Raw genomic sequence first — 26,956 nt, 5'->3', positions numbered from 1 at the left:
CAATGATCGGGAGATGACGTCGTATCCCGTACTCGACCTGACACCCGACGAATTGCTGACCACAACGCGGACCGTTCGAAAGCGTCTGGATCTGACCCGTCCCGTGCCGTTGGACCTGGTGAAGGAATGCCTCCAGATCGCCCTGCAAGCGCCCTCCGGTTCGAATCGCCAGGGCTGGCAGTGGATGGTGGTGACCGATCCGGCACTGCGTGCAGCAGTCGGGCAGATCTACAAGGAAGTGACCGACGAGTACCTTGCCTCTCACGGTTCGGCGGCAAAACTCTTCGCCGATGATCCCGATCGCGCGCCGATCCAACAGCGCGTGGGCACCAGCGTCGCGTGGCTCGGTGAGCACATGGGTGAGGTGCCGGTCCTTCTCATTCCGTGTATCAAGGCGGGCAAGACGCTGCCGGAGGGGAACCAAGCCGGCCTGTGGGGTTCGCTACTCCCGGCTGCGTGGAGTTACGCGCTGGCCGCGCGGGCACGTGGGCTCGGTACGGCGTGGACGACATTGCATTTGCAGCGTGAAGCGGAAGTTGCCGAGCTGCTGGGTATTCCGGCCGGATTCCATCAGGCTGCGCTCATCCCGACGGCGTACTTCACCGGCGAGACGTTCAAACCCGCCGCCCGTGAACCGGTCGACAACGTGCTGCACGTGGACCGATGGTGAGCCTGATCTACTCGGCGATCTGCTCGATCGACGGGTATGTGGCTGATGAGCAAGGAAACTTCGACTGGGCGGTTCCCGACGCGCAGGTCCATGCGTTCGTCAACGAGCTCGAGAGGGGAGTCGGCACGTACCTGCTCGGGCGCCGGATGTACGAGACGATGATTCCCTGGGAAACAATGGCATCCGAGGATCTCGAGCGTTCTTCGGTGGCAGGAGGACTTTCGGCTCCGGACGAGTTTGCCGGTATCGAGGCGGCGACCGCCGAGTTCGCTCAGATCTGGCGTGGAATCGACAAGATCGTGTACTCCACGACGCTGAACGAGGTGTCGACCGCACGTACCAGGATTGTCCCGAGCTTCGATGAAGACTCCATCCGTTTGCTCGAGAGTGAAGCGGTACAAGATATCTCGATCGGTGGACCGACGGTTGCGGTTAGTGCTTTCGCGGCGGGTTTGGTCGATGAAGTCAGACTGTTCCTGTGTCCGGTCAGTATCGGTGGCGGATTGCGAGCTCTCCCGGAAAGCCGGCTTGATCTGCAACTGCTCGAGGAGAAAACCTTCGACGGCGGCGTCATCTATCTGCGATACGCCGTTCGCTAAGCAATCACCATCACTGCCGTGACGACGCCGAGTAGAGCGATGTAGGCGGCGGCATGGACTCGGTCCGGTATGGCACCGACGATTCGTCGGCTCAGCGCGATCGCCGGTAGGGAACCGGCGAGTAGTGCACAGACGGCCAGAAGGTCGACAGCGCCGACTCTGCCCGCCGACAGATCCGAGGCTGAACTGTGCCCTGATGAGACCGCATACACCGCAGTCGCGACGACGGCGACAGGCAAGCTCAACGGGTTGGCGCTCGCGGCGGCGTCGGCCATCGGAACTCCGCCGCGTCGCATCATCGGAACCGTCATGACGCTCCCGCCGACTCCGAGGAAACTTGCGACGGCACCGATGCCTATCCCGACAGCGCGGACGCCGTGACGGTCAAGATGTTCGCGAGGTTCAGGTGGTGTCAGAAACCCTTGTCGCAGAAGACTGTCCAGGATTGTCACCAGCAGGTAGAGCACAAACAGAATCCGGACGACGCCGTCGTCTACGTGGCCCGCCGCAACCGCTCCGAGCCCGGCTCCGAGTGCGACGGGGCCGATCAGAGGTCTGATGTACTCCGTCCGAAGCCGTCCTGACTTCCTGAATGCGACTGTGGCACCGAGTGAATTGACCACCATCACGGCCGCCGAGGATGCGACGGCGACATGCATCGGATCGATGACGTCCGGCCTCAGCGTCGATGCAGCGTAAACGACTGGGACAGTGACGAACCCGCCACCGAATCCGAAAAGAACGGTGGTGACTCCGGTCAGGGCGCCGAAAGCGAGAAGGATGAGGGAGTAGTGAAGCACTTGATGAACGGTAGCGATTTCTCCGTTGGCGCACATTCGAAGGTTCGCCACGCTCCATTGTAAATCGGACACGGACTCGGTAGGTTCCTCCGGTGCGCAACATCTCGATCAACGACGTCGATCACTCACCCCGCGGTGTTCTCGCAATCGGAACCGACTACCCACCCGGTCACGTGCTGGCGGCCCACGAACATCGGCGAGCCCAGTTTCTCTTCGCTGTGAACGGTGCGATGAACGTCGAAACCGAAGACGGTGAGTGGACGGTTCTGCCGTCCAATGCGGTCATGATTCCCGCCGGTGTCGCTCATGCCGTGACAATGGACGGCGTCAGCACGCGAAGCCTCTACATCGAATCGTCCGCAGCGCCGTGGTTCCCGGTCAGGTGCCGAGTCGTCGCAGTATCGTCGCTCCTGCGTGAGCTACTTGTCGCTGCAGTCGACGTGGATGTCGAGCTGAATGTGGAGGACGACTTCCCCGCACACGGACGCGGCGCCGCGGTACTTCAGCTGATCCTGCACGAACTTCGCGATCTTGCGCCCCTACCTGTGGAACTCCCGCTGCCTCGGCACCCGGGATTGCGGGCGTTGTGCGCGCAGTATCTCGCAGCCCCGTCGATCCATGACTCGCCCACGCGGTGGGCTGACCGACTCCACGTCAGTGAACGAACACTGCACCGCTTGCTGATCTCGGAAACGGGGATGAGCGCGTCGTCGTGGATGCAGCGTGCCTGCATTCTTCACGCGCTTCCGAAACTTTCTGCCGGGGCCAGTGTGACGGCCGTTGCGTCTGAACTCGGATACTCGACGCCGGCTGCCTTCGCGGCGATGTGCACCCGAGTCTCGGGTGCACCGCCCAGTAGCTATCGGGCGCGCGTCACGACACAGACACCGGGATGATGTCGGCGACGACGTCGTGGATGAGACCGTCACGGACTTCGAAGGTTTCACGAATCTCCACGGTCATGAGGCGAGTGCCGCCGATTCCCGCGTCCAGCAGGTAGGTGGTCGAGACGATGTCCCCGGCCTCCGACATCTCGAGGTCTCGGACGCCCTGGATAACGCGGTATTGGATGCCGTTTTCGAGGTCGGCGGACATCTGTGGTCCGGAGAACCCCGTCTTGAGTCCGGCTTCGACGCGGGTCGCATCCGGGGCGAAATGAACATCGGAGACGTCATGGGAGACGAGGGCGTCGATGTAGGCGCGTGCTTGCGCCTCGCGGGGTGAATCGGCCGGGTTCGGGGCTGCCGTCGCAGCGCCTCCGGCAACCAGGATCAGGACAGCGGTGGCAGCGGCAGTTCCGGCGATATTTCGCAGTGTTCGCATGGGACATCCTAACGACGAGGAGTGGAGGAATTTCGGAAAACGGCCCTCATCGAGTAGCCGTACAGCTGCGGGGAGGATCGACGAGCGAGCAGAAAGCCGGGGCCATGACGGGCACGTAGTCGGCCCCGACGCCGTTCTCGTGAATGATCCGGCGGTAGGCGTCGACGCCGTCGGTCGGGATTCGCGCCGCAGTGGGATCGCCGAGAACATCGACCGTGTAGAGGCCGAATCGAGGTCGGTACGAACCCCATTCGTAGTTGTCGGTGATGGACCAGTAGTTGTAGCCGATCACGTCGGCACCGTCTTCTCGGGCGCGTTCCATCCAATAGATGTGATCGCGTAAGTGATTCGCGCGTGTGTATCCGTCGGCACGCGGCGCTCCGTTGTCGGTGGGCATGCCGTTCTCGACGATGTAGAGGGGGAGTTCCGGGTACTTGCCCGAGTACCGCATCAATGCGTCGTACAGGCCTTCGGGCTGCGGCGTGACGTTGTAGAACTCGTCGAGTGCGGCGTACGCGGCAGTCGGATTGTTCAGGGCCACACCGTAGTAGTAGTCGATGCCGAGAAAGTCGAGCTTGTCGCGCACTCGATCCGTGAATACCGAATCGATCGCCTCGGACACGCCGGGAATGAAGGAGAAATTACTGCTTACACGGGCACCGGGATCGAGAACATGGATGCGGTCGTAGATCGCCCGGTGGACTCGGACCAATGAGTCGAACATCGACGGCGCCTGGGTGAGTGCGATTCCGCCGTAGGTCAATTCGCGCTGAACGTACACAGTCGGCTCGTTGATCGTGATCCACAGCGCCCCGATTCCGGAGTACCGCTCGACTACCTTCTCTGCGTTGACGAGCCAATCGGCTTCCGTCTTCGGATTTGTCCAGCCGCCTTGATCGACAACCCATCCCGGATACACCCAGTGGTCGAGCGTGATCATCGGAGTCATGCCCCGCGCGCGGATGTGAGCTACCACGTCGTCGTAGTAGGCGAATTCGGTCTCGTTCCAGCTCCCGGCGGCGGGCTGAACTCGCGCCCACTCGACGCCGAATCGGAAAACCTTCGATCCCAGATCGGCCGCCCGGTCGATGTCCTCGGCGTAGCGATGACGGAAGTCGACCGAGTCACCGATCTTGTCGTGGGTTCGTCCGGAATCGGAGTATCGAGACCAGTTGCTGTCCGGCGACGAACCTTCCGATTGGAATCCGGAGGTGGCAACGCCCCAGAGGAAGTCATCCGGTACCTCAGCCGAGGCGTGAGCGGGAAGGGTCAGCGCCCCGAGCAGGCACGTCAGTGCCATCAGCGCAGGCGCGATAGACCGTGACAGGGCTCCCATGCCTGGGAGACTAAGTCATACAAGTGTCCAGTCGCAGGCGTTTCGTCCGATCCGCCCGCGGCTGGACCGTGTCACTCAGTGACCCAGCCGCTCAGAAATTCCGCTCAGAAAACCATGGTCATCGATCCCGGGTTCCACGTCCCGGAGCGCTGAACGGTCGTTTCGTCGACCTGGGCAGGTACTGCACTCGGATCGATCGGTGTGTACTTCTCGATCGAACCCCAGTCGCGAGCCCAGTCGTTGTCGAGATACGACGGAATGGTCTGCGCGGTCAGGAGCAGATCGATCCACCCCAACGGTCCACCGCCGTAGTGGTCCTGCCAGGCACTGGTCACGAGCGCGCCGGAATGGTCGGGAAGGATCCGATACTCGGGGACCTCGGCGATACCGACCCGATGATCGAAGGGGCGTTGGCATGGGAATGCCAGTCCGACAGCCCAATCCAGCATGACGGGCGCCTGTGAACCGACGACGTCGTTGAGCTTCTGGGTCTTCGGAACCCGCGGCGGGGTGACGGCCACCCATTGGTCGGGCTTGCTGTCGTAGTCGCTGACGACCAGTCGAATGCTGTTGGCTTCGACGGGAATCTGATCCAACGGCACACGCAGGTTCCGCCATGACGGCGCCGGGCCGATGTCGAGGGGCGCGATCTTTCCGAGTGTTTCGACAGCGTCTGTTTCGGCATCGTCGACGCCACGCGCTGTGCCGTACTCGACCTCGACGTTCTGGCCGTAGGTGACGATTCCGTCCTTGTCGACGGACCGAACACGACCAGCCGCGGCAATCGAGATGATGTCGCCACGCGTGGCGTTCTCGCCCACGTCGGGGAGTTGGTACCAGTCACTGGTCAGAGTGCCGGGGGAGGGCTGACCGTAACTACCCATGACGGGTGTTGTCGCCGGGTCGAGACCGAACGGCAACGCGACCGAACTGCCGTTGACTCCGGTCTGTCCGGCGCCACCGCCGGTTCCGGCCGAGTTGCCGGCGGTGTCCTCGGAGGTGTCGACGGTGTTCGCGCCGCCGGTAGCCGTGGCTTCCTTGTCTGCTCGAAGGTCGGAAGCGACGCCATTCGGATCGAATCCCGTAGCCCCACCGGCGGACAGTCCTGTGGCGACGCTGCCCGAGAGGGGCGTCAGCATCGAGGCGTTCGGATCGGTCTCGAGCAGAACGTCGTTGGCGAGACCGCAATGTTGGCCGAGAACGGCGTCGACGTTTGCACGGCCCACCGAATAGGCCGGGTACTGGGTGACCGCGCCCTTGGCCATGGACAGCACCTCGAAGAGGACCATGGCACCTGCGGCAACCGTCAGTGGCGAGATGGCAAGCAGTCGAGCGTGCTTCGCGGATGGTTCCTTCCCCGCGGTGTACGGCTCACGGAAGAAGTACCACGCGGCGACGCCGAGCATCAGCACCGTCAGCCCGAGGAGGACGGTGCTCGCGCCGAGTCCGCTGATGGACACAGGCTTGTCCCACCACGGAACGCTGTAGCTGGACACGTAGTAGTAGCTGTTGCTGCCGGTGAATGCCACCGCGAGGAGGAACAGGACGGCCGCCGCGAAGAGGGCCCGATTGCGCGGCGAGCGCAGGAGTTTTGTTCCCACGGCGACGGCCGTCATCATCGCCAGAACGGCGGTGAGTCCGGCAAAGATTCCGAAGTGGTGCGTCCACTTGGTCGGCGAGAACATCAGCAGTGGCAGTGCGCCGATCGTCAGCCCCACGACGCGGCGTGACGGGCCGGCGGCCAAACCGGGAATCCGGCCCCCCTTGCGCAGCATCATCGCGGTGCAGACGCCAAGGCACAGAACCATGACGAACACACCGAATCTGCGAGTCAGGGAACCGTCGACGGAGATGTTGAAGAGGTACTGATAGCGGAGGTACTCGTCGAACCAGGGCTGATTCGGTGAGATCGAGTGGACGCGTTGCATCTCGATGACGGCGGCCAGACTTTGATCGCCGAACGCGGGGATGAGAATCGAGAGTCCGGCAGCTAGCAGTGGCCCGACAGCCGCGACGTAACCGGTGGTGCGCGCACGTTCGATGATGATGCGCATGATCGGGCGTATTCCGGCGATGAGTGCGGCAAAGCAGATGAGGCCGGAAGGGCCGGCAGTCAAGGTGAATCCGGCGATCAGGATCGCGACTGCGACCGGCAGAAGTCGTCTCGTCGCGACGGCGCGTTCGATCGAGCACCAGGTCAGCAGCACGCCGAGGGCAACGATCGGTTCGGGGCGCAGTCCGTTGTTGAACGGAAGCCAGAATGCGAGGAAGACAAGCGCGCCGGTCCAGAGGGCGAGTCGATTTCCGCGAATGGCGGCGCCCAGCCGAGGCGCAACCTCCCGGCTGATGACGAGCCAGGTGATGATGCCTGCCAACAGAGCAGGCAGACGGACCCAGGGGCTTGCGGTGCTGACGTGGGCCAGGAGTCCGAGGATGTTGTAATACGGCGTTCCGAACGGGGTTTCGGGGACCGCGAACCACCGGAAGTAGTTGGACATGTAGCCCGATTGCTCGGAGGCTCTTGCCATCGTGAACTGGTAGCCGTCGTCGGTGGTGGTAGCGCCGATGAAGTGCCACAGCACCAGAGTTCCGACGACGACCCCGTCGAGGACGGTGAACTTCCACCATCGGGCGGGCAGAAATTTGCGTGTGCCCCGGCCGTCGCGGTTGTCGAGGCGGTGCAGCGCGAAGAGGGACACGAGAGCCGTGAGTGCCCCGAGAATCATGGCGAGAGTCTTGATCACCGACGGGCTCGACGTGAAGCGAGAGTCCGCCTCGATCGAGACGTTCAAACCGGCTGCCGCCGAATCGAGGTCGCTGAAGACGCCGACTACCTGTGGCCGGCTGTCGCCCTCGATGACGCGCGGTTCGGAACCGGTGGCACTGAAGGTGGTTCGGGTCGGCTCGGCGGCGAGCGTGAGTGCGCATCCACTCGGCAGATCAGCGACGGGTGTCGAGAGCAACACTCGATCGCGTAGGACAACGTCGACCCGAGCGGGAGCGTCGGCGGATTCGGGGGAGACAGTGGCAACAAATCCGTAGCGGCGCGCATCGGCGGCACCCGGGGGAGCAGTCGAGACGAGCGTTCCGCCGGTGGCAGCCAACTCACTGATCGACGCGCACGGAATCGATGACTCCATGCGCAACGGTGTGTACGAGACCAATGGCGCCTCGACGCTTGTCGTCGACCCGGCCTGCGGCCAGTTGACGGCGGCGGTGTCCTGCTCGATCGGCAGGAACGGCACTGATCCGCACAAAACTATGCCGAGGATCGATGCGACAATCGCAACGATCCGTGCTAGGTTCGGTCCGCTGGATCGCTGAGGGGTCGGCAAGGCCGGAGGTGCGGTCGTGGCCACGTCACTGTCTGTCACGACTTTGGACCCTAGCTGTGCGTGACGTGTTTGTTATAAAAGCGCGAGTAATGGGATGGTCGTGTTCCCGGTGTCATTCCTCGGGGTGGGGTTGTCGGCGATCGAGGCGGGGGTGCTGTGCGCGAATTTCACGAGTCCATTCCCCTGAGCCCACTACTGCGGCGGTCGGCGGTCGCATTGTGCGTCGTCCTCGGAATTGTCCTGGTAATTGTCTGCGGGTTCGCGGCAATCGTGGATCGCGACTCGGCGGGCTACGTCGGCGCCGTGTTGTCCGCGGTCCTGTCCTTCGGGTTGGCCGCGTACATGTGGAAGGTGCGCGTGATCATCACCACAGACGTCGAACGAGTGTCGATCGCGCTGTCTCCGGGGCTGCGTCAGGTATTTCGGTGGGACGAAGTTGTGTCTGCCACTGCAGTACATATCGGGATGGGCTCCGGAATCGGTTATCGAATGACCGGCCCAGGTTTGCGGGTAATTCTCGCATCTCCCGGCGACGGGGTCCGCTTTCGTCTGCATGACGGCCGTGAAATCTCGGTGGCAACACCTCGAAGGGACGAGCTGATCGAACTCGCCCGGCGGCGGGCGCCGGACCTGCAGTGAGCGTTGCAGGTGGACCGGTGAAAAACGGGGTGCGCCTATCCTGGATAATTGACATCAGTTCTGTGTTTCAGGCGCGCTGTTCAGGGCCTGTGATGCCGGACCGGTTTGCTGCCGCTTGCACAGGCACCCCGTTTGCGTACGAGAGGAACTCTCATGCTTGCCCGCACCGACCTGCGTGGTCGTACCCCATCCACGGCCGAACTTCGCGCCGCGCTTCCCCGAGGTGGAGTGGATGTGGACGCGGTACTGCATCAGGTTCGCCCGATGGTCGAAGCCGTCCGTGATCGCGGGGCAGAAGCCGCCCTCGAATTCGGCGAGAAGTTCGACGGCGTTCGTCCGGCTTCGGTTCGTGTACCCGCGGCCGAGCTCGAGCGCGCACTTCGTGAACTCGACCCCGCAGTCAAGGAAGCCCTCGAGGTTGCGATCGAGCGCACCCGCAAGGTGCACGCCGATCAGCGTCGCAAGGACACCGTCACCGAGGTCGTTCCGGGTGGCACGGTCACCGAGCGTTGGGTTCCGGTCGAGCGCGTCGGGCTGTACGTGCCCGGCGGCAATGCCGTGTACCCGTCCAGCGTTGTCATGAACGTCGTGCCGGCTCAGACGGCCGGCGTCGGATCACTTGTTGTCGCCTCGCCGCCCCAAGCCGACTTCGGCGGATTGCCGCACCCGACCATCCTTGCCGCAGCAGCCATGCTCGGCGTCGACGAGGTGTGGGCCGTCGGCGGCGGGCAGGGCGTCGCCCTCCTTACCTACGGCGGAACCGACACCGATGGAACCGAGCTTGTCCCGGTCGACCTCATCACCGGTCCCGGCAACATCTATGTCACTGCCGCCAAGCGTCTGTGCCGCGGACTGGTCGGCATCGACGCGGAAGCCGGTCCCACCGAGATCGCGATCCTCGCCGACCACACCGCTGACCCGGTCCACGTTGCCGCCGACCTCATCAGCCAGGCCGAGCACGACGTGATGGCCGCCAGCGTTCTTGTCACGACCAGCGTCGACTTGGCCGACGCGGTCGACAAGGCTCTGGCTGCGCAGCTCGAGATCACCAAGCATCGCGAGCGCGTCACCACGGCACTGACCGGTAGCCAGTCGGGCACGGTGCTCGTTTCTGATGTTTCCGCTGGTCTGCGCGTCGTCAATGCGTATGCGGCAGAGCACCTCGAGATCCAGACCGAGGATGCAACCGGGGTGGCAGCTCAGGTCACCAGCGCTGGTGCCGTGTTCGTCGGCCCGTGGGCGCCGGTCAGTCTCGGCGACTACTGCGCCGGCTCCAACCACGTTCTGCCGACGGCCGGGTGTGCACGCCACTCCTCCGGTCTGAGTGTGCAGACGTTCCTTCGTGGAATCCACGTGATCGACTACTCCGAGTCTGCACTGAAAGACGTTGCCGGACATGTCATCACGCTGGCCAATGCGGAGGATCTGCCGGCTCACGGCGAGGCTGTGCGTCTGCGATTCGAGGCTCTGCGATGAGTAGTGCTCCTGGAGAGTCGATTTCGGTCGACGCCCTGCCGATTCGCGAGAACCTGCGTGGAAAGTCGGCGTACGGCGCACCGCAGTTGACGGTTCCGGTTCAGCTCAACACGAACGAGAACCCGCATCCGCCGACCCAGGCGCTCATCGACGATGTGGCCGAATCCGTGCGCGAAGCCGCGAAGGAACTGCACCGCTACCCCGACCGTGACGCTGTGGCGTTGCGGACGGATCTGGCGGCGTACCTGGCGAAGCAGACAGGTGTACCGGTCACCGTCGACAATCTGTGGGCGGCAAACGGATCGAACGAGATTCTGCAGCAACTTCTTCAGGCGTTCGCAGGTCCGGGACGTAGCGCGATGGGTTTTGTGCCTTCGTACTCGATGCACCCGATCATCGCCGACGGTACCGATACCGAGTGGGTCGAGGTCTTCCGTCGGGACGACTTCGCACTCGACGTGGATGCTGCCGTCACCGTGATTGCGGAACGCCGACCCGACGTCGTGTTCGTGACCAGCCCCAACAACCCGACCGGACACAGCGTCGGCATTGCGGAACTGCGACGCATCCTCGACGTGGCGCCGGGCATCGTGATCGTCGACGAGGCGTACGCGGAGTTCTCCGCTGCCCCCAGCGCGATGACGCTGATCGACGAGTTCCCGGCCAAGCTGGTTGTGACCCGCACCATGAGCAAGGCTTTCGCGTTTGCCGGTGGCCGACTCGGCTACCTCGCCGCCGCTCCCGCGTTCATCGACGCACTGTTGTTGGTGCGCTTGCCGTATCACCTCTCGGTGGTCACGCAAGCGGCGGCACGTGCCGCCCTGCGTCACGCCGACGAGACCCTCGGCAGTGTGCACGCCTTGTCCGCCGAGCGCGATCGAGTGTCGAAGGCGCTGGCGGACACCGGTTTCCGAGTGATTCCCAGTGACGCGAACTTCATCTTGTTCGGTCAGTTCACCGACAGTGCACAGGCGTGGAAGGAATACCTCGACCGCGGGGTTCTCATCCGCGACATCGGCATCCCCGGATATCTGCGGGCCACCGTGGGACTCGAAGCCGAGAACGACGCGTTCATCAAGGCCAGTGACGAAATCGCAGGCACCCAGCTGGTCGACACGAATTCAGGAGAGACGGCATGAGCGATCGCATCGCGCGGATCGAACGAACAACTCGGGAATCAAGCATCGTCGTCGAACTGAATCTGGACGGGACCGGCATCGTCGACGTCTCCACCGGCGTTCCGTTCTTCGACCACATGCTCAACGCGTTGGGTACTCACGCCAGCTTCGATCTCGACGTCAAGGCGAAGGGCGACGTCGAGATCGACGCTCACCACACCGTCGAGGACACCGCGATCGTTTTCGGCCAGGCACTCGGCCAGGCTCTCGGCGACAAGAAGGGCATCCGTCGTTTCGGTGACGCCTTCATCCCGATGGACGAAACGCTGGCGCACGCGTCGGTCGACGTCTCCGGTCGCCCGTACTGCGTGCACACCGGTGAGCCCGACTACATGGTGCATTCCGTCATCGGCGGGTACCCGGGCGTTCCGTATCACGCGGTGATCAACCGCCACGTGTTCGAGTCGATCGCATTGAATGCACGTATCGCACTGCACGTTCGGGTTCTGTACGGCCGCGATCAGCACCACATCACCGAGGCGGAGTACAAGGCCGTTGCGCGAGCTCTGCGTGAGGCGGTCGAGCCGGATCCGCGCGTGAGCGGCGTGCCGTCGACGAAGGGCACACTGTGAGCGTCCTCTTCACCTACTTACTGTTCATCGGCGCGGGTATTGCCGTGGGCGGCGCCTACTCGATGTTCAAGGTCAACAAGCTTGCGTCGGGAATCCTTCTGGCGTTGGCGGTTCTGGCGGCGGTAGCGGGCGCACTGCGTCTGTGACGCGAAAAGTGACTGTGTCTGAGACGCGAAAAGTGACTGTATCTGAGACGCAAGATCCTGCTCCATCGCCGGGGTTGCTTCGCACACCGGGCATGATCGGTGTCCTGATCATGGCGGCAGCAGCTTTCGGTGGCTGGTCGTTGCTGTTGCCGGTGGTGCCGTTGCTGGTTGCGCAGTCCGGCGGATCGGATGCGCTTGCCGGATCGGTGACCGGTGTCTTCATGGCGGCCACGGTCTTGACGCAACTGCTCGTGCCTCGGTTGTTGCGGACGCAGGGCTACCGGCGCGTGCTGGCGGTCGGGTGTCTGCTCCTCGGCCCACCGTCGTTGGTGCTGTTGATCTCGGCCGACGCCGGCCCTGTCCTGGCGGTTTCCGCGGTGCGTGGTATCGGTTTCGGCATGCTGACGGTGGCCGGCAGTGCACTGGTGGCGGAGTTGGCGCCCAAACGAATTCTGGGCCGTGCCACCGGTGCTCAGGGAATCGCGATCGCAGCGTCACAAATGGCGGGGCTTCCGCTGGGGCTTGCGATCATGGAACGGTGGTCGGCGACACCGGTGTTCGTCCTCGGTGCGCTGATCCCGGCGCTCGCGCTGGTGGCCATTGCCGGGTTGCCGAAGATCTTCGCCCAGCCGACCGGGGAATCCGTTCGACTGAGTGTGTTCGCCGTCTTGGTTCCGGTGCTCGCTCTGGCGTGCGTGTCCGCCTCGTTCGGCGGGCTGTCGTCTCTACTGCCGATCGCAATCTCGGAGCGCGCGGCCGTTGCAGGTGTGGTGTTGGCGACCGCCAGTGGATCGATGTTGATCGGCCGGTACTCGGCGGGCCTGATCGCCGATCGTCTCGGCAGTGGTCGGACACTCGCGCCGGCATTGGCGTCGTCGACCATCGGATTGGTGCTGTTCGCGATCAACGTCGACGGCGGGTCGACGCCGGTCTTGTTCTGCGCGGCGGTCCTTTTCGGGCTCGGGTTCGGGGCGGTGCAGAACGAATCCTTGGTCATGGCGTTTCAGGCTGCCGGCCCGAGGCAACTCGGATCCGCCAGCGCGATCTGGAACATCGGCTACGACGCCGGCACCGGAATCGGTGCACTGGCGTTGGGATTCGTGGCCACGACTGCTGGCTATGCGTGGGTCTTCGCGGTCTCCGCGGTCGTTGTCGCTCTGCTCCCGGCACTGGCCGCGGGCGGCAAAGTGATCGGCAGCAGGGTTGCCCGATAGAGTTGGGGCATGAGCGCTTCCACGATTGCTGTACTCGATTACGGCTCCGGCAACCTGCATTCGGCTACTCGCGCACTGGCGCGCACCGGGGCGCAGGTGGAGGTGACCAACGACATGAAGGTTGCACTGGCGGCCGACGGTCTCGTGGTGCCCGGCGTCGGCGCGTTCGCGGCCTGCATGGAAGGTCTGCGTGCAGTGCAGGGTGACCGAATCATCGGCAGACGCCTGGCCGGTGGCCGACCGGTGCTGGGCATCTGCGTCGGCATGCAGATTCTGTTCGACCGGGGAGTCGAATTCGGTGTCGAGGCGGAGGGCTGTGGCGAATGGCCCGGCACCGTCGAGAGGCTGCAAGCAGAGGTCCTGCCGCACATGGGCTGGAACACCGTGGAGGCTCCGGAGTCCAGCACCCTGTTCAAGGGCATAGACGCCGATACCCGCTTCTACTTCGTCCACTCCTACGGTGTGCAGAGTTGGGAGCTCGCGCCGTCCGAGCACATTGCACCCCCGAAGCTGACATGGGCCGATCACGGCGGAAAGTTCCTCGCTGCCGTCGAGAACGGTGCGTTGTCGGCAACGCAGTTCCACCCCGAGAAATCCGGTGACGCAGGCGCCGAGCTGCTGAGCAACTGGGTGCAGAGTTTGTGACCGGGGGATCCGGACCGAACCGCGGTGACGATTTCTCCCTCGCCCGTCTGGCGTTGTTCTCGCTCGGCGCCGCTGTGGCTGCGCTGGCGGTCGCAACTGTCGTCATCGTTGTTCTCAAACCATCGCCGGGCGTCGGCCTCGTGATCGGTCTCGTGGGGGTCGCCGCTGCGATTGCGGCAATGGGCGTCGTATCCAAGCGGATGACCCGAAAAGCGTTCGGTGACCCGGAAGACGGTTCGAGGTCCTGACCTACTAGGGTTACCGCACGTGAGCCTGGTCCTTTTGCCTGCTGTAGATGTCGTCAACGGTGAAGCTGTTCGCCTCGTGCAAGGAGAGGCGGGAAGTGAGACCGGTTACGGGTCGCCCCGCGACGCTGCTCTTGCGTGGCAGAACGACGGTGCCGAATGGGTGCATCTTGTCGACCTCGACGCTGCTTTCGGGCGTGGGTCCAACAGTGAACTGTTGGCCGGCGTCATCGGCGACCTGACGGTCAAGGTGGAACTGTCCGGTGGAATCCGCGACGACGCTTCCCTGGAAGCCGCACTGGCCACCGGCTGTGCTCGCGTGAATCTCGGTACTGCCGCTATCGAGGATCCCGAGTGGTGCGCGCGTGCATTGGCCAAGTACGGCGACAAGATCGCTGTCGGCCTCGATGTTCGTCTCGTCGACGGTCAGTACCGCACCCGTGGTCGCGGCTGGGTCACCGACGGCGGCGATCTGTGGGAGACCCTCGCGCGTCTGGACCGTGACGGCTGCACTCGTTACGTCGTCACCGACGTCTCCAAGGACGGCACACTCACCGGTCCCAATCTCGAACTTCTCAGCCAGGTCTGCGCGGTCACCGACGCGCACGTCGTCGCCTCCGGTGGTGTGTCGACCATCGAGGATCTACTCGCCATTTCCAGCCTGGTTGATCAGGGTGTCGAGGGCGCGATCGTGGGCAAGGCATTGTATGCCGGTCGCTTCACTCTCCCCGAAGCACTGGCAGCAGTTTCCGGATAGATTTTCCAGATGACTCCGACGCGTGACCTCGACGAACTTCTCGCGATTGCGGGTCGGCTTCTCGACGGCGTCCACGATCAGTTCGTCTCCGGTGTCGGCGCCCCGAGTGCGGTCCGCAAGGGCTGGGGTGATTTTGCCACCGAGGTCGATCTTGCGCTCGAGAAGCGGTTGACCGCGGAGTTGTTCGAGCAGACCGGCATCGAGGTGCACGGCGAGGAATTCGGCGGTCCCGACGTCGGTTCCGGGCTCGTCTGGGTTCTCGACCCCGTTGACGGTACTTTCAACTACTCGGCCGGATTGCCCACTGCCGGAACGCTGTTGGCGCTTCTCGACGACGGTGTCCCGGTGCTCGGATTGACCTGGCTTCCATTGATCGGTCACACGTACGCGACTCGCGCCGGCGGTCCGTTGTTGGTCAATGGAATCGCCGTACCGCCGCTGGAGCCAACCGATCTGGCGTCGTCGATCGTCGGCTTGGGTGCGCTCAACGTCAATAGTCGAGGGCGGATCCCCGGCAGTTTCCGTCTCGACCTCCTCGCCGAGATCAGCAAGGTGTCCTCGCGGATCCGGATACACGGTTCCACCGGAGTCGATCTGGCCTTCACCGCGGCCGGCATCCTGGGCGGTGCGATCGTCTACGGCCGCAACGCGTGGGACAACGCGGCCGGGGTCGCGCTCGTTCGCGGTGCGGGCGGGGTGGTCACCGACCTGGCCGGCCGCCCGTGGACCGTAGAATCGGAGTCGGTGCTCGCTGCCGCTCCGGGCATCCACGGTGAGATTCTCGATATCCTCAACGCGCTCGGTGATCCGCGCGCTTCGTCCTCAGGAGGACCACAGTCATGACCCTCGCAGTTCGTGTGATTCCGTGCCTCGACGTCGACGCCGGGCGAGTGGTCAAGGGTGTCAATTTCGAGAATCTTCGCGACGCCGGAGATCCGGTGGAACTCGCGGCAGCGTACGACGCTCAGGGCGCCGACGAACTGACCTTCCTGGACGTGACCGCCTCCACGTCGGATCGCGGCACGATGCTCGACGTCGTAAGTCGCACTGCCGAGCAGGTTTTCATTCCTCTGACCGTCGGCGGTGGAGTGCGCACGGTCGCGGATGTCGATCGTCTGCTGCGTGCCGGTGCCGACAAGGTCAGCGTCAACACCGCGGCGATTGCGCGCCCGGAACTGCTGAAGGAACTGAGTGAGCGTTTCGGCTCGCAGTGCATCGTCCTCTCGGTCGATGCCCGCACCGTTCCCCAGGGGCAGCCGGACACACCGTCGGGGTGGGAGGTCACGACGCACGGGGGCAAGCGCGGCACCGGGATCGACGCTGTCGAGTGGGCCGAGCGTGGTGCAGAGTTGGGAGTGGGGGAGATCCTGCTCAACTCGATGGATGCCGACGGCACCAAAGCGGGCTTCGACCTTCTGATGATCCGCGCTGTCCGGGCGGCAGTCCACGTACCGGTGATCGCCAGTGGCGGTGCCGGCCTGGTCGAGCACTTCGCCCCGGCTGTCGAAGCGGGCGCAGACGCAGTTCTCGCAGCAAGTGTCTTCCACTTCGGCGATCTGAGCATCCCGGAGGTCAAGGATGCGATGCGTGCCGAGGGAATCGTCGTTCGCTAGGCGTTCTCGGCGCGGATTCCGTCGAACATGAGGCGGCTGATGGCTTGGTTCAACGCCGTGCAGTCGACGGACGAACCGGCTCGCAATCCTTGAATCGCACTTGCCAGCATCATGCCGTTGACGGCGTGGGCAGTGTTGTCGACATCGAGGTCGGCGCGTAGATAGCCGCATTCGACTCCGTGGTGCAGGTACGCCGCGGTCAACGATGCCGACTGGTCGAGTAGATCGAGCATCCGGCCCGTCAGATCGGCGTCGACGCCCGTCGTCTCGAACAGCAGAACCCGCGGGATGCGGGGGTCGTCGAAGAAGATGCGGGGGAGCGCCTCGGCGATCCGTCCCACTTGGGCGCGGTACTCGTCCAGTGTGCTGGCGGCGTCGGGAGCATTCTCGGTGGCCAGTGCGCTGATGATCTTTGCGACGAGGTCGTCGATGACGTGATCGATGATGTCGCGCTTGTTCTCGAAGTACCGGTAGAAGGTCCCGTGGCCGATTCCGAGAGTTGTTGCGATGTCGGCAATTCCGGTTGCGTGATAGCCGCGCTGGGCGAAGCACTCGAATGATGCGTCGATGATCTCGCGGCGCAATTCCGCCTTTTTTCGTTCCGCTCTGGTCATGGCCTTCGTCACATCAGGAATGATACCGTTCTCAATAACGGAATGACGTGTCAGTTTCTGATGTGCAGTTTTTCTGATGTGCAGTTCACGAGAGGGATTCTCCGATGGCAGTGCAGTACGACGCAGTAGTAGTGGGGGCGGGCTTCGGCGGAATGGGTGCGGCCATTCAACTCAAGCGGCTGGGCCTGAACAACCTGGCGATCCTCGAGCGCGAGGACGATCTGGGTGGAACCTGGCACGTCAACCGCTATCCCGGTCTGGCTGTCGACATCGCGTCGGTCACCTACTCGTATTCGTTCGAGCCCAATCCGAACTGGTCCAGGCTTTTCGCACCGGGCGCGGAACTGAAGAAGTACGCCGACCACGTCGCGGACAAGTACGATCTGCGGAAGCACATGACGTTCGGTGCCGTGGTCAACGGAGCCCGCTGGGACGAGGATTCCTCGCACTGGGTCGTATCCGTCGAAGGCGCGCCGGACATCACTGCCAAGTACCTCCTGACTGCGACGGGTTTCCTCTCGCAACCGCATCGGCCCGACATCTCCGGTATCGACGACTTCGCCGGCAAGATCATCCACACCACGGCCTGGGACGATTCCTACGATCTGTCCGGCACCAAGACCGCAATCATCGGAACCGGCGCCACCGCTGTGCAGTTGATCCCCGAGGTGGCGCGGCAGGCCGCAGAGTTGACCGTCTACCAACGCACCCCGATCTGGGTGGTTCCCAAGATCGACGTCCCCATTCCGAATGCAGTGCAGAAGCTGTTCTCGCGTATTCCGCTCACCCAGCGAATCGCGCGCGCTGTCAGTTCGTCGATCCTAGAAATGATCATGGTCAGCGCGGTCCTGCACTACAAGCAGGTCAAACTGTTGAACAAGGGTGCGGCGGCCGCATCACGTGCGTTTCTGCGGTCCCAGGTCAGCGACGCCAGCCTTCGCAAACAACTCACACCGGACTACGACTTCGGGTGCAAGCGTCCCACATTTTCCAACAGCTACTTCCGTACGTTCACCAAGGGCAACGTGCATCTCGAAACGACGCCGATCGACCACATCGCTGCCGACGGAATCGTCACCGCCGACGGTCGCAAGACCGAGATCGACACCTTGGTGCTGGCAACGGGATTCAACCTCTGGGATGTGAATTTTCCAGCCATCGAGGTTATCGGTCGAGAGGGACGAAACCTCGGTAAGTGGTGGCGCGACAACCGTTTCCAGGCCTACGAAGGGGTCGCGGTTCCGTATTTCCCCAATTTCCTCACGCTCGCCAGTCCGTACTCGTACAGCGGGTTGTCCTACTTCACGACGATCGAATCCCAGATGCAGCACATGGATCGACTGTTCGGCGAGGTGAAACGGCGCGGCGCGGAAACATTCGAGGTCACCGAAACTGCCAACGCCGAGTTTCTCGACCGGATGACCGAGAACCTGGCGGACTCCGTCTTCTACGGCGGTAGTTGCCAGACTGCACGAAGCTATTACTTCAATCAGCACGGCGAGGCTGCGATTCTGCGGCCCACGTCTACACGGAATGCGTTCGTCGAAGCGAAACGCTTTCCGCTCGAGGACTATTCGATCATCTAGGCGGGCTTGTCCCGCGTTCGGCTATCTTGCCGAGCTGACTCCGGTCGGAACCGATATCACGGGATAACGGTTCTGCCGGTTCAGTCGGGAAGTGACCGAGATGTGCATCAGTCGGCTCACCGCGGAGGCAGCGCCTTTTCGCGGAGATCCGATCACGATGGTAAATGCGTCGTATTTGTCCGCGGTTGCGAGAATGACACCGGCCGGGTCTCCATAGGTGCAGTCGTACGTCCAGGTGTCGGCGTGCGAGGCAAGTGCCGAGGTTGTCTGCTCGCGTTGCGACACCATCTCGTCGTGCAGACGCGTTTCGAATTCTGGTGAGTCGGTTTCGACAGGTAGGTCCTCGGACGTGATGCAGTGAACGACGTGGAGGGCTGAATCCTCCTTGGCGGCAAGCGTCAGTGCGTAGCTGAGTACATTCTTGCTGGTAGCACCTGGGCCGATGCCGAGAACGACGTGGCGGGTTCGGACGCGATCGGTACTCGGGTTCGCGAGATGGCAGATGTACTCCGGGTGCGGACCGTCATGACGTTGATGGTTCATGTCGGATCTTCTTCCAGAGCGAGAAGCGAAGGAACTTCCATTCTAGGGCGGCCGTGCAGGGGAATTCCACGGAAGTCACAGGTGGAAGGTATAAACGTCATATGAGTCTTGATCCCGCAATCGCGGCGAAGCTGAAGCGAAACGACGCCGGACTGTTCAGCGCGGTTGCGCAGGAGAAGTCGACCGGTGATGTGCTGATGGTCGCGTGGATGGACGACGAAGCGCTCGCGCGAACACTGGAAACCCGTAAGGGGACGTACTATTCGCGCTCGCGGCAGCAGTACTGGGTCAAGGGAGAGACCTCCGGGCACACCCAGTACGTGCACGAGGTGCGCCTCGACTGTGACGGCGATTCCGTCTTGCTGATCGTCGATCAGGAGGGCGCCGCGTGCCACACCGGCACTCACACGTGTTTCGACACCGACGTCCTGCTCGCTGCTCAGCAGTGACGCGAGATGGCCACTGACAAGACTCCACAACCGCTCGATTACTCGTTCACCGCTCCCATCGAGAAAGACGGTGCGTTCGCAACGTTCTTGACCGTGCCCGGCTCGGCGGAACTTCTGGGAACCAGGCGCGCTGTGAAGGTGGTCGGGACCCTCGATGGTGAGCATCCCTTCGAGGCGACGCTGATGCCGTCCGGTGACGGTCCACACTGGCTTCCGCTGCGCGTGGCGCTGTGTAAGGCGATCGGCAAGAGCGCCGCTGGAGAAGAGGTAGCGGTACATCTACAGCAGCGCCTGAGCTGAAGTTTTCCCGAACCAAGGAGCGCCGTCGTGCAATTCTGTTCGACTTCGCACACGCCGCGGACGTGGTGCCGGATCGGTGGGCCGAGTACGGTCCAGGTGCCGTCGGTGTCGGGTGGGACATGGGACTGCTCGGGTTGGCTCGACACGTGGAACTGGGGATCGCGACGCCACTCGAGACACCCGAGTGGTCGGCGAGCGACGAGGCCAAGGCATTCATCGCGGGAAGCAGTGAACTGTGGGCCGAAGCTGCGATCGCATCGGGCGACGACCCGGATGCGGCTGCAGCCGCCGCGGCTCGCACGACCGCTGCATACACCGGGTAGATCACCTCTACGAGGACTAACATCGGATTAGTCTGGTTGTTGCGGGACTTCCGCGCCACGAGCGGAGACGACGATGGTGTATCGGCTCATCGAAGTAGTAACGGTGTTCGTTCACTTCGGGTTTGTCCTCTATGTGGTGCTGGGTGGATTCGTGGCGTGGAAGTGGCGTCGTACCATCGGTTTCCACCTTCTTGCAGTCGTCTGGGGAGTCGGTTCGATAGCGGTCGGATACGACTGCCCGCTGACCAATCTCGAGAACTGGGCCCGCCGGATGGCCGGGATCGCGGAGTTGCCGTCCACCGGATTCATCTCGCACTACATCACCGGCGTGTTCTATCCGGCGAGTATCGAAGGCCTTGTACAGGCGCTCGCGGCGACAGTGGTTGTCGGATCCTGGGTAGGATACGTGCTGCTCGGACGGCATGCGAAGGGTGAGGTCAAAGCCTCTTCAGCGACCTGATTCCGTACAAACGATCCCAGCCGTTTCCGAATGGAAACGACTGGGAGGTGCTACCAGGATTTACGCGCGAGTCAGGGCTACCACCGGGATTGTGCGGATCCCAGCGGTCTTCTCCGCGTATTCGGCAAATCCCGGGTATCGACTGGCCTGCTCGTCGTAGATGCGGTCACGCTTCTCGCCGGTTACTTCGCTGACGGAGACCGGGTATGTTTCGGTGCCGATCTCGACCTCTGCCTGGTCGGTGGCAACGAGGTTGTAGTACCAGTCTGGATTGGTCGGGGCACCGGCCTTGGATGCAAAAACGTAGATGGTCTTCGGATCCTGCTCGTCTGCCAGATACATCATGGGACTCACGAAATCGCGTCCGGATTTGCGTCCTGTGTGGTGGACCAACACCATGGGCGCACCTTCGAAGGGGCCGCCTACCTTGCCCTCGTTCTCCCGAAATTCCGCAATGATTCCTGCGTTCCAATCGTCGGTACTCATCGTTGTCTCCCGGTCTGCGAGTGGCGAAGGGCTCTGCCGCCAAGCTTTGCACAACTGGTGAATCGACGAGAGGTCATCTTCGGCGTCCAGCATGATCTACTATCTACGTATGAACGCAGATAGTGGTGTTTGTCGCCGCAAGCTTCCCGATGATCAAGTCGACCTCGTCGTCGAGGTGTTCCGCATGCTGGCCGACGCAACCCGTGTGCAGGTCTTGTGGGCATTGGTCGACCGCGAGTGCTCGGTGAACGAACTGGCGGAACGCGTCGGCAAGCCGGCGCCCTTGGTGTCGCAGCACCTGGCGAAATTGCGCATGGCAAGGTTGGTACGAACCCGCCGCGATGGTACGACGGTGTTCTATCGCCTGGAGAACGACCATGTGCGCCAACTGGTTACGGACGCGGTCTTCAATGCGGAGCATGCCGGACCCGGATTGCCGGGGCATCACCGTAGTGAAGGTGAGCTTCGGGAGATACACCCGGAGCGCTCGGCGAACGTCGATCGGACCGATCAAGAAGAAGGTGCGTCGTGACGCACGAACCCAAGACGTCCCACGGCCACGGCCACACCCATGGCCACGGGCCGAAGGGATTTCGATCGGCAGTCCGCGAAGTGTTCTCGCCGCACAGTCACGACGCTGCCGACAGTGTCGACGACGCATTGGAATCGAGCGCAATCGGCATCCGGGCGGTCAAGATCAGTCTTGTTGCGCTCGGAGTCACCGCAGTTGCTCAGGTCGCGATCGTGGCGATCTCGGGTTCGGTGGCGCTGCTGGCGGACACCATTCACAACTTCTCCGACGCGCTCACGGCAGTCCCACTCTGGATTGCCTTCGCGCTCGGTCGGCGCGCTGCGACCAGGCGCTATACCTATGGTTTCGGGCGTGCGGAGGATTTGGCCGGACTGTTCGTGCTCGCCATGATCGCACTGTCGGCAGTGATCGCCGGTGTCGAGGCGGTGAGGCGATTGATCAACCCGGTCGAGATCGAGCACCTCGGTTGGGTAGCGGCGGCAGGTTTGATCGGTTTCATCGGAAACGAATTGGTGGCGTTGTATCGGATCAGGGTCGGCAGGCAAATCGGTTCAGCGGCCCTGGTGGCCGATGGATTGCATGCTCGGACCGACGGATTCACTTCGCTCGCAGTCCTTCTGGGGGCGGGGGGAGTTGCGCTGGGTTTCCCGTTGGCAGATCCGATCATCGGCCTTGTCATCACCGTTGCCATCGTGGCGGTGCTCAGGACTGCAGCGCGAGACGTCTTCCGGAGGTTGATGGACGGCGTCGAACCTGAGTTGGTGGACGACGCAGAGCATGCATTGATGCACGAACCTGGAGTCCTCGGTGTTCGTGATCTGAAGATGCGGTGGATCGGACACCGACTGCATGCCGATGCAGAACTCGACATCGATCCCCGGGCAACACTTGCCGAAGCTCATGCGATTGCACACAGCGCCGAGCATTCGCTCACTCACGCGGTGCCCAAACTCGCTACTGCCTTGGTGCATGCGTACCCGGCGCATGACGCGGCCAACTCCGAAGTCTGATACCGGCCGCCTTCCCGGTGATCTGTGCTTGATGTCAAGCGCAGGCGGCTTCCCAGGCGAAACCGTCTGGGTCTGTGAAGGTTTCAGACGTGCCGGCAACGGTCAGACGGTGTGATCCGGTGCCTTCCGGAGCAACCCCGGCATCCTTTGCCAAAGCGCGGCGACCATACAGTGCGAGTGTCACATTGTTTGCTGCACTGGTGAATTCGACGTACTTGCGACCGAAGCTCTTGGACACCTCGAGTCCGCGGTCGAGGTAGAACTGCTTGCTGGCCTTGACGTCTTCGGCGCCGAGCAGCAGCACGAGGCTGTCGATCGTGCGGGTGGCCGGCCCGTCGTTCTTCTTCGACGACGTGGCGATCTTCCAGATCGAACCGTCTGGAGCCTGGACGACTCCGCCGTATCCCCAGAGGGATTTCTTCACAGGCTTCAAGGCGGTGGCACCGGCTGCGAGTGCTGCGCCGACGAAGGCGTCGACGATGTTCGGTTGGGAGACGACGAGCGAAAGGGTGTACCCACGAAACCCTGTTGTCGGTTCGTTCGATTCGCGTAGCTGGATTCGATCTCCGACGCCGAGAGCGTTGTAGAAGGCTTCGGCTGCCGCGAGGTCGGGAACGTCGAGTATCACGGATTTCGCGGTGGTCATCTGGGCGCTCCCTGCTGATGTGTGGATTGGCGACGTGTGGTCGGAAGTGGACTTCTGTGGTGTGTTCATGTGTTTCAACGTAATTGCGGGTCCCGTGGCTGTGCTTCTCGATTTCTGATCGGTTTGCTGAGACTGCTTGCAAGGTGCAGCACTCACGCAGGCCTTAGGTGGGCGATTTGTCGTGAATATCCTGTTCAGCCGATGTTTTCTCGATAGGCTGGTGAGCGCTGATCGGACGTACCTCACGCCACCATGGAACGGGGAAACCAGTGATCGCACTGCGAGGAAAGTCGTTAGCCGCAGCAGTAGTGGTGTCCATGACGATGGCGTTGGCCGCGTGTACCTCCGGTGAATCGGCGCCCGAGGTGGGCGGCAATTACGGCTCTGGCGGAACCGCAGTCGACTATCGGGAGCCGGTGAAACTGAGTAGCCGAGATGGTGTTCTCGAGGTGCGCTTGTCCGCTCATCAGGGAGTGATTCCGCTCGATACCGCTTCGGCGCCCGTGTCGAATTTTCTGCTCTTCGGGTACGAGGTCATCCGCGGTACGGCGTCGGACGGATCGACCTCGGCGAGTGACGTCTATCCGGCGCCGACTCTCCGCGTCAATCCCGGAGAGCGATTGATCATTCATTACGACAACGATTTGCAGGATCTCACGATCCAGGACTTCTACGATCCGGCATTCACACCGGCGGGCGGGGACGTGCCGATCTATCCGCCGGCGCTGACGTCGGCTCCGCTGAATCTGCACACGCACGGAGTGCACGTGAGTCCGGACGGCAATGCGGACAACGTGTTGCTCAACATTCCAGCCGGCCAGGGAAACGTGTACGACTACGCGATTCCGGCGACGATGCCGAACGGTCTGTACTGGTATCACAGTCACCGGCACACCCTCACTGCGCAGCAGACGTACATGGGCCTGGCCGGGCTACTGGAAATCGGCCGGCCGGACGGCAATCTGCCTGTCGTGACGGCAAACGACGTTCCGATTCGCGATATGGCACTGCAGTACAACTTCGTATTCGACCGCAAAGGAAAGGGCCGACAGCTCAACGACGCGAACTGGCCCCAATTCGTCAGTACGTTGACGCCACCCGCCGGTACGGAACTAGCCGACGGGACGTACCGTCCGAGCCTTGCTCCGGTGAATTTCTCGGACACCACCGAGGGCGCGCAGTATTTCACCAACTGGTACACCGGACCGTTGTCCCCGGCCAATCATCGTGGACAGAATCAATTCGTTCCAGGCAATCTGCAGAGCTTCGTGGGTGAATCGACGACTGTACCGGCCGATCCTTCACTGCCGGACAACCAACGCGATGTGCAGTACACCGTGAACGGTCAGTTCCAGCCGTCGCTGAAACTGAAGCCGGGGCAGACCGAGATCTGGGTGCTTGCCAACATCAGCGACTTTGCCTACATGCCGGTCACGTTGACGGAAACCGCAACCGGCGCCCATCCGAAGTTCGCCATCGTAGGGCAGGACGGAAACCCGTTCGACGAGGTCAGGCCACCCGTGGATGGGGACGGAACCAGGCTGGTGATTCCGCCGGCCTCGCGATACGCAATCGCAGTGACGATGCCGGAGTCCGGCGATCTGGTGCTGGAGATGCCACCGCTCGAAGGTGCAAAGCCGGTGAGCAATCCAGGCATTCTCTACACCAACAACGGTACCGACAATCCGCCCGCCGAACTCGGAACCGTCACCGTCGACCCGTCGGTGATCAGTTACGCGGACGGATTCTTCACGTTCCCGACTCAGCAGTTGATCCGTGCGACGCCAGACGAGGGTGAAGGAAAGACGACTCCCTTCGAGTTCGGACAGAAGCTCGATACCTACACCTCGTTCGTGGATACCGCAGCGATGACGCCCGAAGTGACCCGCAATCTCACAGTGTCCGGTGGGTTCGGAAACGAGAAGGCCAGCAACAGCGATCCGAAGGCCTTCACCTACGAATTCGCCGACAACACGTTCCCCAACATTCCGCTGATTCAACCGCGACTGAATTCCGTTGAGGAATGGAAGATCACGAACCTCAACAACGACGAACACCCGATGCATATTCACGTCAACGACTTCCAGGTAACGGAAGTTGTGGATCCCGTCGCAGGTACCACGACGGGCGTTCAGCCCTGGGGAATCGACAACGTGAACGTGCCCGCTCCGGTGACTGACGAGAATGAGAATGCTCTCGAGCCTGCGTCAGTGACGTTGCGAACGAAGTTCACCGAGTACACCGGAACCTTTGTGATTCACTGCCACCGACTCAATCACGAGGACAACGGTTTGATGGCGACTGTCAACGTGATTCCCGAGGTATCGACATATGCCGTCGCGATACCTGGTTCGGCCGGCGTGCCCGCCAAGGTGCAGATATTCGATGCCAACGGCGACAAACTGATCACTGCTGTGACGCCCTTCCCGTCGTTCGAAGGCACCCCGAGTGTTGCGATGGCGGACGTGAACGGAGACATGGTGCTTGATCTGGTCGCTGGAACAGGTGCAGGCTCGGCTCCGGAAGTGGTGGCGTACAACGCAGTCGGCGGCGTGCCGTTCACCGACGAGTTGGCAAGATTCGCCCCCTTCGATGTGGGTTTCCGCGGTGGAGTGAACGTCGGCGGTGTCGACATCGACGGAAATGCACTGGCAGACAACATCATCGTTGCATCAGGCCCAGGGATGGAGTCGCAGGTCAAGATCTACTCCACCGACCTTCCGGCGGACAAGAGGTCCGCACCCACAGAATTCGGTTCGTTCTCGCCGTACCCGGGATCGAGTAGCGGAGTCACGTTCGCAACCGGAATGGTTGACAGTCACTCCGGTCGAGCGAGCATCGTGACCGCACCGGGTGCGGGCGAGGAGCCGTTGATCAAGACGTTCCGCTACGACCTGTACGAACCGACGGCGGCTGCGCAGGGCGGCTCCGATGAACACGCAGGTCATACGGCTGGTCCTGTAATGACGTCGCAGTTTTTGGCATTCGATCAGGGCTACCGCGACGGGGTGTCTCTGTCGACGGGTTGGGTGGCCGGCGCCGAGGGCGGAGCAAAGTCGATAGTGGCAGGCATGCTCGGAGGAGAAGGATCAATCCGCGTCTTTTCGAGTGGATCCAGGCTCGACGGTGCACCCGAGATGTACCTCGAGAGTCCAGATCACCATTCGACGGACGTGGCGTTTCGGGAGGTTGCAGCTTTCGACCCGTTCACCGGTCCAGGTTCGGGTGTCGGAGTGGCCACGACGAGCACGACCACCGGCGCGGACCTCCTCGTAAGTGGCAGCAACGGAACGGGTGCCGAAGTTCGGAAACTTACGCTGGGTCGCGCCGATCCGTCTGCGACCACATTGACACCGACGCTTGTGGGAACGCTCCCTCCGTATCCTGTCGGCGGGGGAGTTCTGCCACTCGGCGGCCGATGATCCGGTTTTGAGAGTTACTGAAAGTAGTTTCATATCA

30 protein-coding genes are annotated in these 26,956 nt (G+C 62.6%); 22 read left to right on the top strand and 8 right to left on the bottom strand.

What is annotated here, in order from left to right; all coding sequences use genetic code 11:
* The first annotated feature begins 13 nt into the window (after positions 1 to 13).
* A complete protein-coding gene (locus QM609_RS20165; protein ID WP_003942413.1) occupies positions 14 to 670 on the top strand; it encodes a nitroreductase family protein in 657 nt (218 codons plus the stop codon).
* The gene (locus QM609_RS20160; RefSeq protein WP_050655344.1) at positions 664 to 1,269 is read left to right on the top strand and encodes a dihydrofolate reductase family protein; all 606 of its coding nucleotides are present in this window, start codon (positions 664 to 666) and stop codon (positions 1,267 to 1,269) included. Before QM609_RS20165 ends, QM609_RS20160 begins: the two co-directional genes overlap by 7 nt.
* On the opposite strand, the gene QM609_RS20155 is transcribed toward QM609_RS20160, so the two are convergent.
* The gene (locus QM609_RS20155) at positions 1,266 to 2,069 is read right to left on the bottom strand and encodes a sulfite exporter TauE/SafE family protein (protein WP_228232677.1); all 804 of its coding nucleotides are present in this window, start codon (positions 2,067 to 2,069) and stop codon (positions 1,266 to 1,268) included. The genes QM609_RS20160 and QM609_RS20155 overlap by 4 nt on opposite strands.
* A gap of 92 nt (positions 2,070 to 2,161) precedes the next feature.
* Between QM609_RS20155 and QM609_RS20150 the strand changes: the two genes are divergently transcribed.
* Positions 2,162 to 2,965: an AraC family transcriptional regulator gene (locus QM609_RS20150; protein WP_042923086.1), complete on the top strand. Its 804-nt coding sequence runs from the start codon at positions 2,162 to 2,164 to the stop codon at positions 2,963 to 2,965.
* On the opposite strand, the gene QM609_RS20145 is transcribed toward QM609_RS20150, so the two are convergent.
* From QM609_RS20145 to QM609_RS20135, 3 genes are all read right to left on the bottom strand, one after another.
* Positions 2,943 to 3,392 (bottom strand): DUF8021 domain-containing protein, encoded by a 450-nt coding sequence (locus QM609_RS20145; protein ID WP_007732260.1) that lies wholly within the window; start codon positions 3,390 to 3,392, stop codon positions 2,943 to 2,945. The genes QM609_RS20150 and QM609_RS20145 overlap by 23 nt on opposite strands.
* A 46-nt stretch (positions 3,393 to 3,438) precedes the next feature.
* Positions 3,439 to 4,692: a glycoside hydrolase family 1 protein gene (locus QM609_RS20140; protein ID WP_082239003.1), complete on the bottom strand. Its 1,254-nt coding sequence runs from the start codon at positions 4,690 to 4,692 to the stop codon at positions 3,439 to 3,441.
* Positions 4,693 to 4,832: 140 nt separating this feature from the next.
* Complete coding sequence (locus QM609_RS20135; protein WP_502942721.1) at positions 4,833 to 8,087, bottom strand: arabinosyltransferase domain-containing protein; 3,255 nt, start codon at positions 8,085 to 8,087, stop codon at positions 4,833 to 4,835.
* A gap of 132 nt (positions 8,088 to 8,219) precedes the next feature.
* Here QM609_RS20135 and QM609_RS20130 point away from each other — a divergent pair, with 132 nt between their 5' ends.
* The 11 genes from QM609_RS20130 to hisF all read left to right on the top strand — a co-directional run bounded on the left by QM609_RS20130 (position 8,220) and on the right by hisF (position 16,548).
* Complete coding sequence (locus QM609_RS20130) at positions 8,220 to 8,702, top strand: hypothetical protein (RefSeq protein ID WP_228232679.1); 483 nt, start codon at positions 8,220 to 8,222, stop codon at positions 8,700 to 8,702.
* Positions 8,703 to 8,855: 153 nt separating this feature from the next.
* Positions 8,856 to 10,178, top strand: a complete 1,323-nt coding sequence (hisD, locus tag QM609_RS20125; protein WP_007732254.1) for a histidinol dehydrogenase — start codon at positions 8,856 to 8,858, stop codon at positions 10,176 to 10,178.
* Positions 10,175 to 11,317 (top strand): histidinol-phosphate transaminase, encoded by a 1,143-nt coding sequence (locus QM609_RS20120; protein ID WP_042449556.1) that lies wholly within the window; start codon positions 10,175 to 10,177, stop codon positions 11,315 to 11,317. The genes hisD and QM609_RS20120 overlap by 4 nt, the downstream gene beginning before the upstream one ends.
* Positions 11,314 to 11,928: an imidazoleglycerol-phosphate dehydratase HisB gene (hisB, locus tag QM609_RS20115; RefSeq protein ID WP_003942383.1), complete on the top strand. Its 615-nt coding sequence runs from the start codon at positions 11,314 to 11,316 to the stop codon at positions 11,926 to 11,928. The genes QM609_RS20120 and hisB overlap by 4 nt, the downstream gene beginning before the upstream one ends.
* Positions 11,925 to 12,074, top strand: a complete 150-nt coding sequence (locus tag QM609_RS20110) for a CG2302 family histidine operon protein (protein WP_007732248.1) — start codon at positions 11,925 to 11,927, stop codon at positions 12,072 to 12,074. Before hisB ends, QM609_RS20110 begins: the two co-directional genes overlap by 4 nt.
* A 92-nt stretch (positions 12,075 to 12,166) precedes the next feature.
* A complete protein-coding gene (locus QM609_RS20105; RefSeq protein ID WP_042449554.1) occupies positions 12,167 to 13,288 on the top strand; it encodes an MFS transporter in 1,122 nt (373 codons plus the stop codon).
* A gap of 9 nt (positions 13,289 to 13,297) precedes the next feature.
* Complete coding sequence (gene hisH, locus QM609_RS20100) at positions 13,298 to 13,933, top strand: imidazole glycerol phosphate synthase subunit HisH (protein WP_003942389.1); 636 nt, start codon at positions 13,298 to 13,300, stop codon at positions 13,931 to 13,933.
* Positions 13,930 to 14,181 (top strand): hypothetical protein, encoded by a 252-nt coding sequence (locus QM609_RS20095; protein WP_050655347.1) that lies wholly within the window; start codon positions 13,930 to 13,932, stop codon positions 14,179 to 14,181. The genes hisH and QM609_RS20095 overlap by 4 nt, the downstream gene beginning before the upstream one ends.
* Positions 14,182 to 14,200: 19 nt before the next feature.
* Positions 14,201 to 14,935, top strand: a complete 735-nt coding sequence (priA, locus tag QM609_RS20090) for a bifunctional 1-(5-phosphoribosyl)-5-((5-phosphoribosylamino)methylideneamino)imidazole-4-carboxamide isomerase/phosphoribosylanthranilate isomerase PriA (protein WP_003942371.1) — start codon at positions 14,201 to 14,203, stop codon at positions 14,933 to 14,935.
* Positions 14,936 to 14,944: 9 nt separating this feature from the next.
* Positions 14,945 to 15,778, top strand: a complete 834-nt coding sequence (locus tag QM609_RS20085) for an inositol monophosphatase family protein (RefSeq protein WP_003942414.1) — start codon at positions 14,945 to 14,947, stop codon at positions 15,776 to 15,778.
* Positions 15,775 to 16,548: an imidazole glycerol phosphate synthase subunit HisF gene (hisF, locus tag QM609_RS20080; protein ID WP_003942380.1), complete on the top strand. Its 774-nt coding sequence runs from the start codon at positions 15,775 to 15,777 to the stop codon at positions 16,546 to 16,548. The genes QM609_RS20085 and hisF overlap by 4 nt, the downstream gene beginning before the upstream one ends.
* Here the strand turns inward: hisF and QM609_RS20075 are convergent.
* Complete coding sequence (locus QM609_RS20075) at positions 16,545 to 17,162, bottom strand: TetR/AcrR family transcriptional regulator (protein ID WP_030537064.1); 618 nt, start codon at positions 17,160 to 17,162, stop codon at positions 16,545 to 16,547. The genes hisF and QM609_RS20075 overlap by 4 nt on opposite strands.
* Positions 17,163 to 17,266: 104 nt before the next feature.
* Here QM609_RS20075 and QM609_RS20070 point away from each other — a divergent pair, with 104 nt between their 5' ends.
* A complete protein-coding gene (locus QM609_RS20070; RefSeq protein ID WP_050655348.1) occupies positions 17,267 to 18,748 on the top strand; it encodes a flavin-containing monooxygenase in 1,482 nt (493 codons plus the stop codon).
* Between the two features lie 21 nt (positions 18,749 to 18,769).
* Here QM609_RS20070 and QM609_RS20065 read toward each other — a convergent pair whose 3' ends face one another.
* Positions 18,770 to 19,291, bottom strand: coding sequence for a universal stress protein (locus QM609_RS20065; protein WP_050655349.1), 522 nt, complete (start codon positions 19,289 to 19,291; stop codon positions 18,770 to 18,772).
* A 101-nt stretch (positions 19,292 to 19,392) separates the two neighbouring features.
* Here QM609_RS20065 and hisI point away from each other — a divergent pair, with 101 nt between their 5' ends.
* The 4 genes from hisI to QM609_RS20045 all read left to right on the top strand — a co-directional run bounded on the left by hisI (position 19,393) and on the right by QM609_RS20045 (position 20,823).
* On the top strand, positions 19,393 to 19,740 hold the full coding sequence (hisI, locus tag QM609_RS20060) for a phosphoribosyl-AMP cyclohydrolase (RefSeq protein WP_050655350.1): 348 nt from the start codon (positions 19,393 to 19,395) through the stop codon (positions 19,738 to 19,740).
* Between the two features lie 6 nt (positions 19,741 to 19,746).
* The gene (locus QM609_RS20055; protein WP_042952044.1) at positions 19,747 to 20,040 is read left to right on the top strand and encodes a DUF1905 domain-containing protein; all 294 of its coding nucleotides are present in this window, start codon (positions 19,747 to 19,749) and stop codon (positions 20,038 to 20,040) included.
* A gap of 62 nt (positions 20,041 to 20,102) precedes the next feature.
* Positions 20,103 to 20,363, top strand: a complete 261-nt coding sequence (locus tag QM609_RS20050; RefSeq protein ID WP_283337362.1) for an SRPBCC family protein — start codon at positions 20,103 to 20,105, stop codon at positions 20,361 to 20,363.
* Positions 20,364 to 20,436: 73 nt separating this feature from the next.
* Positions 20,437 to 20,823, top strand: a complete 387-nt coding sequence (locus tag QM609_RS20045; RefSeq protein WP_030537060.1) for a DUF2784 domain-containing protein — start codon at positions 20,437 to 20,439, stop codon at positions 20,821 to 20,823.
* A 60-nt stretch (positions 20,824 to 20,883) separates the two neighbouring features.
* Here QM609_RS20045 and QM609_RS20040 read toward each other — a convergent pair whose 3' ends face one another.
* Positions 20,884 to 21,309 (bottom strand): nitroreductase/quinone reductase family protein, encoded by a 426-nt coding sequence (locus QM609_RS20040; RefSeq protein ID WP_029255500.1) that lies wholly within the window; start codon positions 21,307 to 21,309, stop codon positions 20,884 to 20,886.
* A 109-nt stretch (positions 21,310 to 21,418) separates the two neighbouring features.
* On the opposite strand from QM609_RS20040, the gene QM609_RS20035 reads away from it, so the two are divergent.
* Positions 21,419 to 21,841 carry an ArsR/SmtB family transcription factor gene (locus QM609_RS20035; RefSeq protein ID WP_283337361.1) on the top strand — a complete coding sequence of 141 codons (423 nt, stop codon included), beginning with the start codon at positions 21,419 to 21,421 and terminating at the stop codon, positions 21,839 to 21,841.
* Positions 21,838 to 22,851 carry a cation diffusion facilitator family transporter gene (locus tag QM609_RS20030; RefSeq protein WP_007732228.1) on the top strand — a complete coding sequence of 338 codons (1,014 nt, stop codon included), beginning with the start codon at positions 21,838 to 21,840 and terminating at the stop codon, positions 22,849 to 22,851. Before QM609_RS20035 ends, QM609_RS20030 begins: the two co-directional genes overlap by 4 nt.
* Before the next feature lie 34 nt (positions 22,852 to 22,885).
* On the opposite strand, the gene QM609_RS20025 is transcribed toward QM609_RS20030, so the two are convergent.
* Complete coding sequence (locus tag QM609_RS20025) at positions 22,886 to 23,497, bottom strand: VOC family protein (protein ID WP_007732226.1); 612 nt, start codon at positions 23,495 to 23,497, stop codon at positions 22,886 to 22,888.
* Between the two features lie 317 nt (positions 23,498 to 23,814).
* On the opposite strand from QM609_RS20025, the gene QM609_RS20020 reads away from it, so the two are divergent.
* Positions 23,815 to 26,919, top strand: coding sequence for a multicopper oxidase family protein (locus QM609_RS20020; RefSeq protein WP_167398233.1), 3,105 nt, complete (start codon positions 23,815 to 23,817; stop codon positions 26,917 to 26,919).
* Positions 26,920 to 26,956: the final 37 nt, after the last annotated feature.

The sequence above is a fragment of the Rhodococcus sp. IEGM 1302 genome, from assembly GCF_030056935.1.
GTDB lineage: Bacteria > Actinomycetota > Actinomycetes > Mycobacteriales > Mycobacteriaceae > Rhodococcus_F > Rhodococcus_F qingshengii.
The sequence above is the reverse complement of the archived record's forward strand: the minus strand, read 5'-3'. Positions and strand labels throughout refer to the sequence as shown.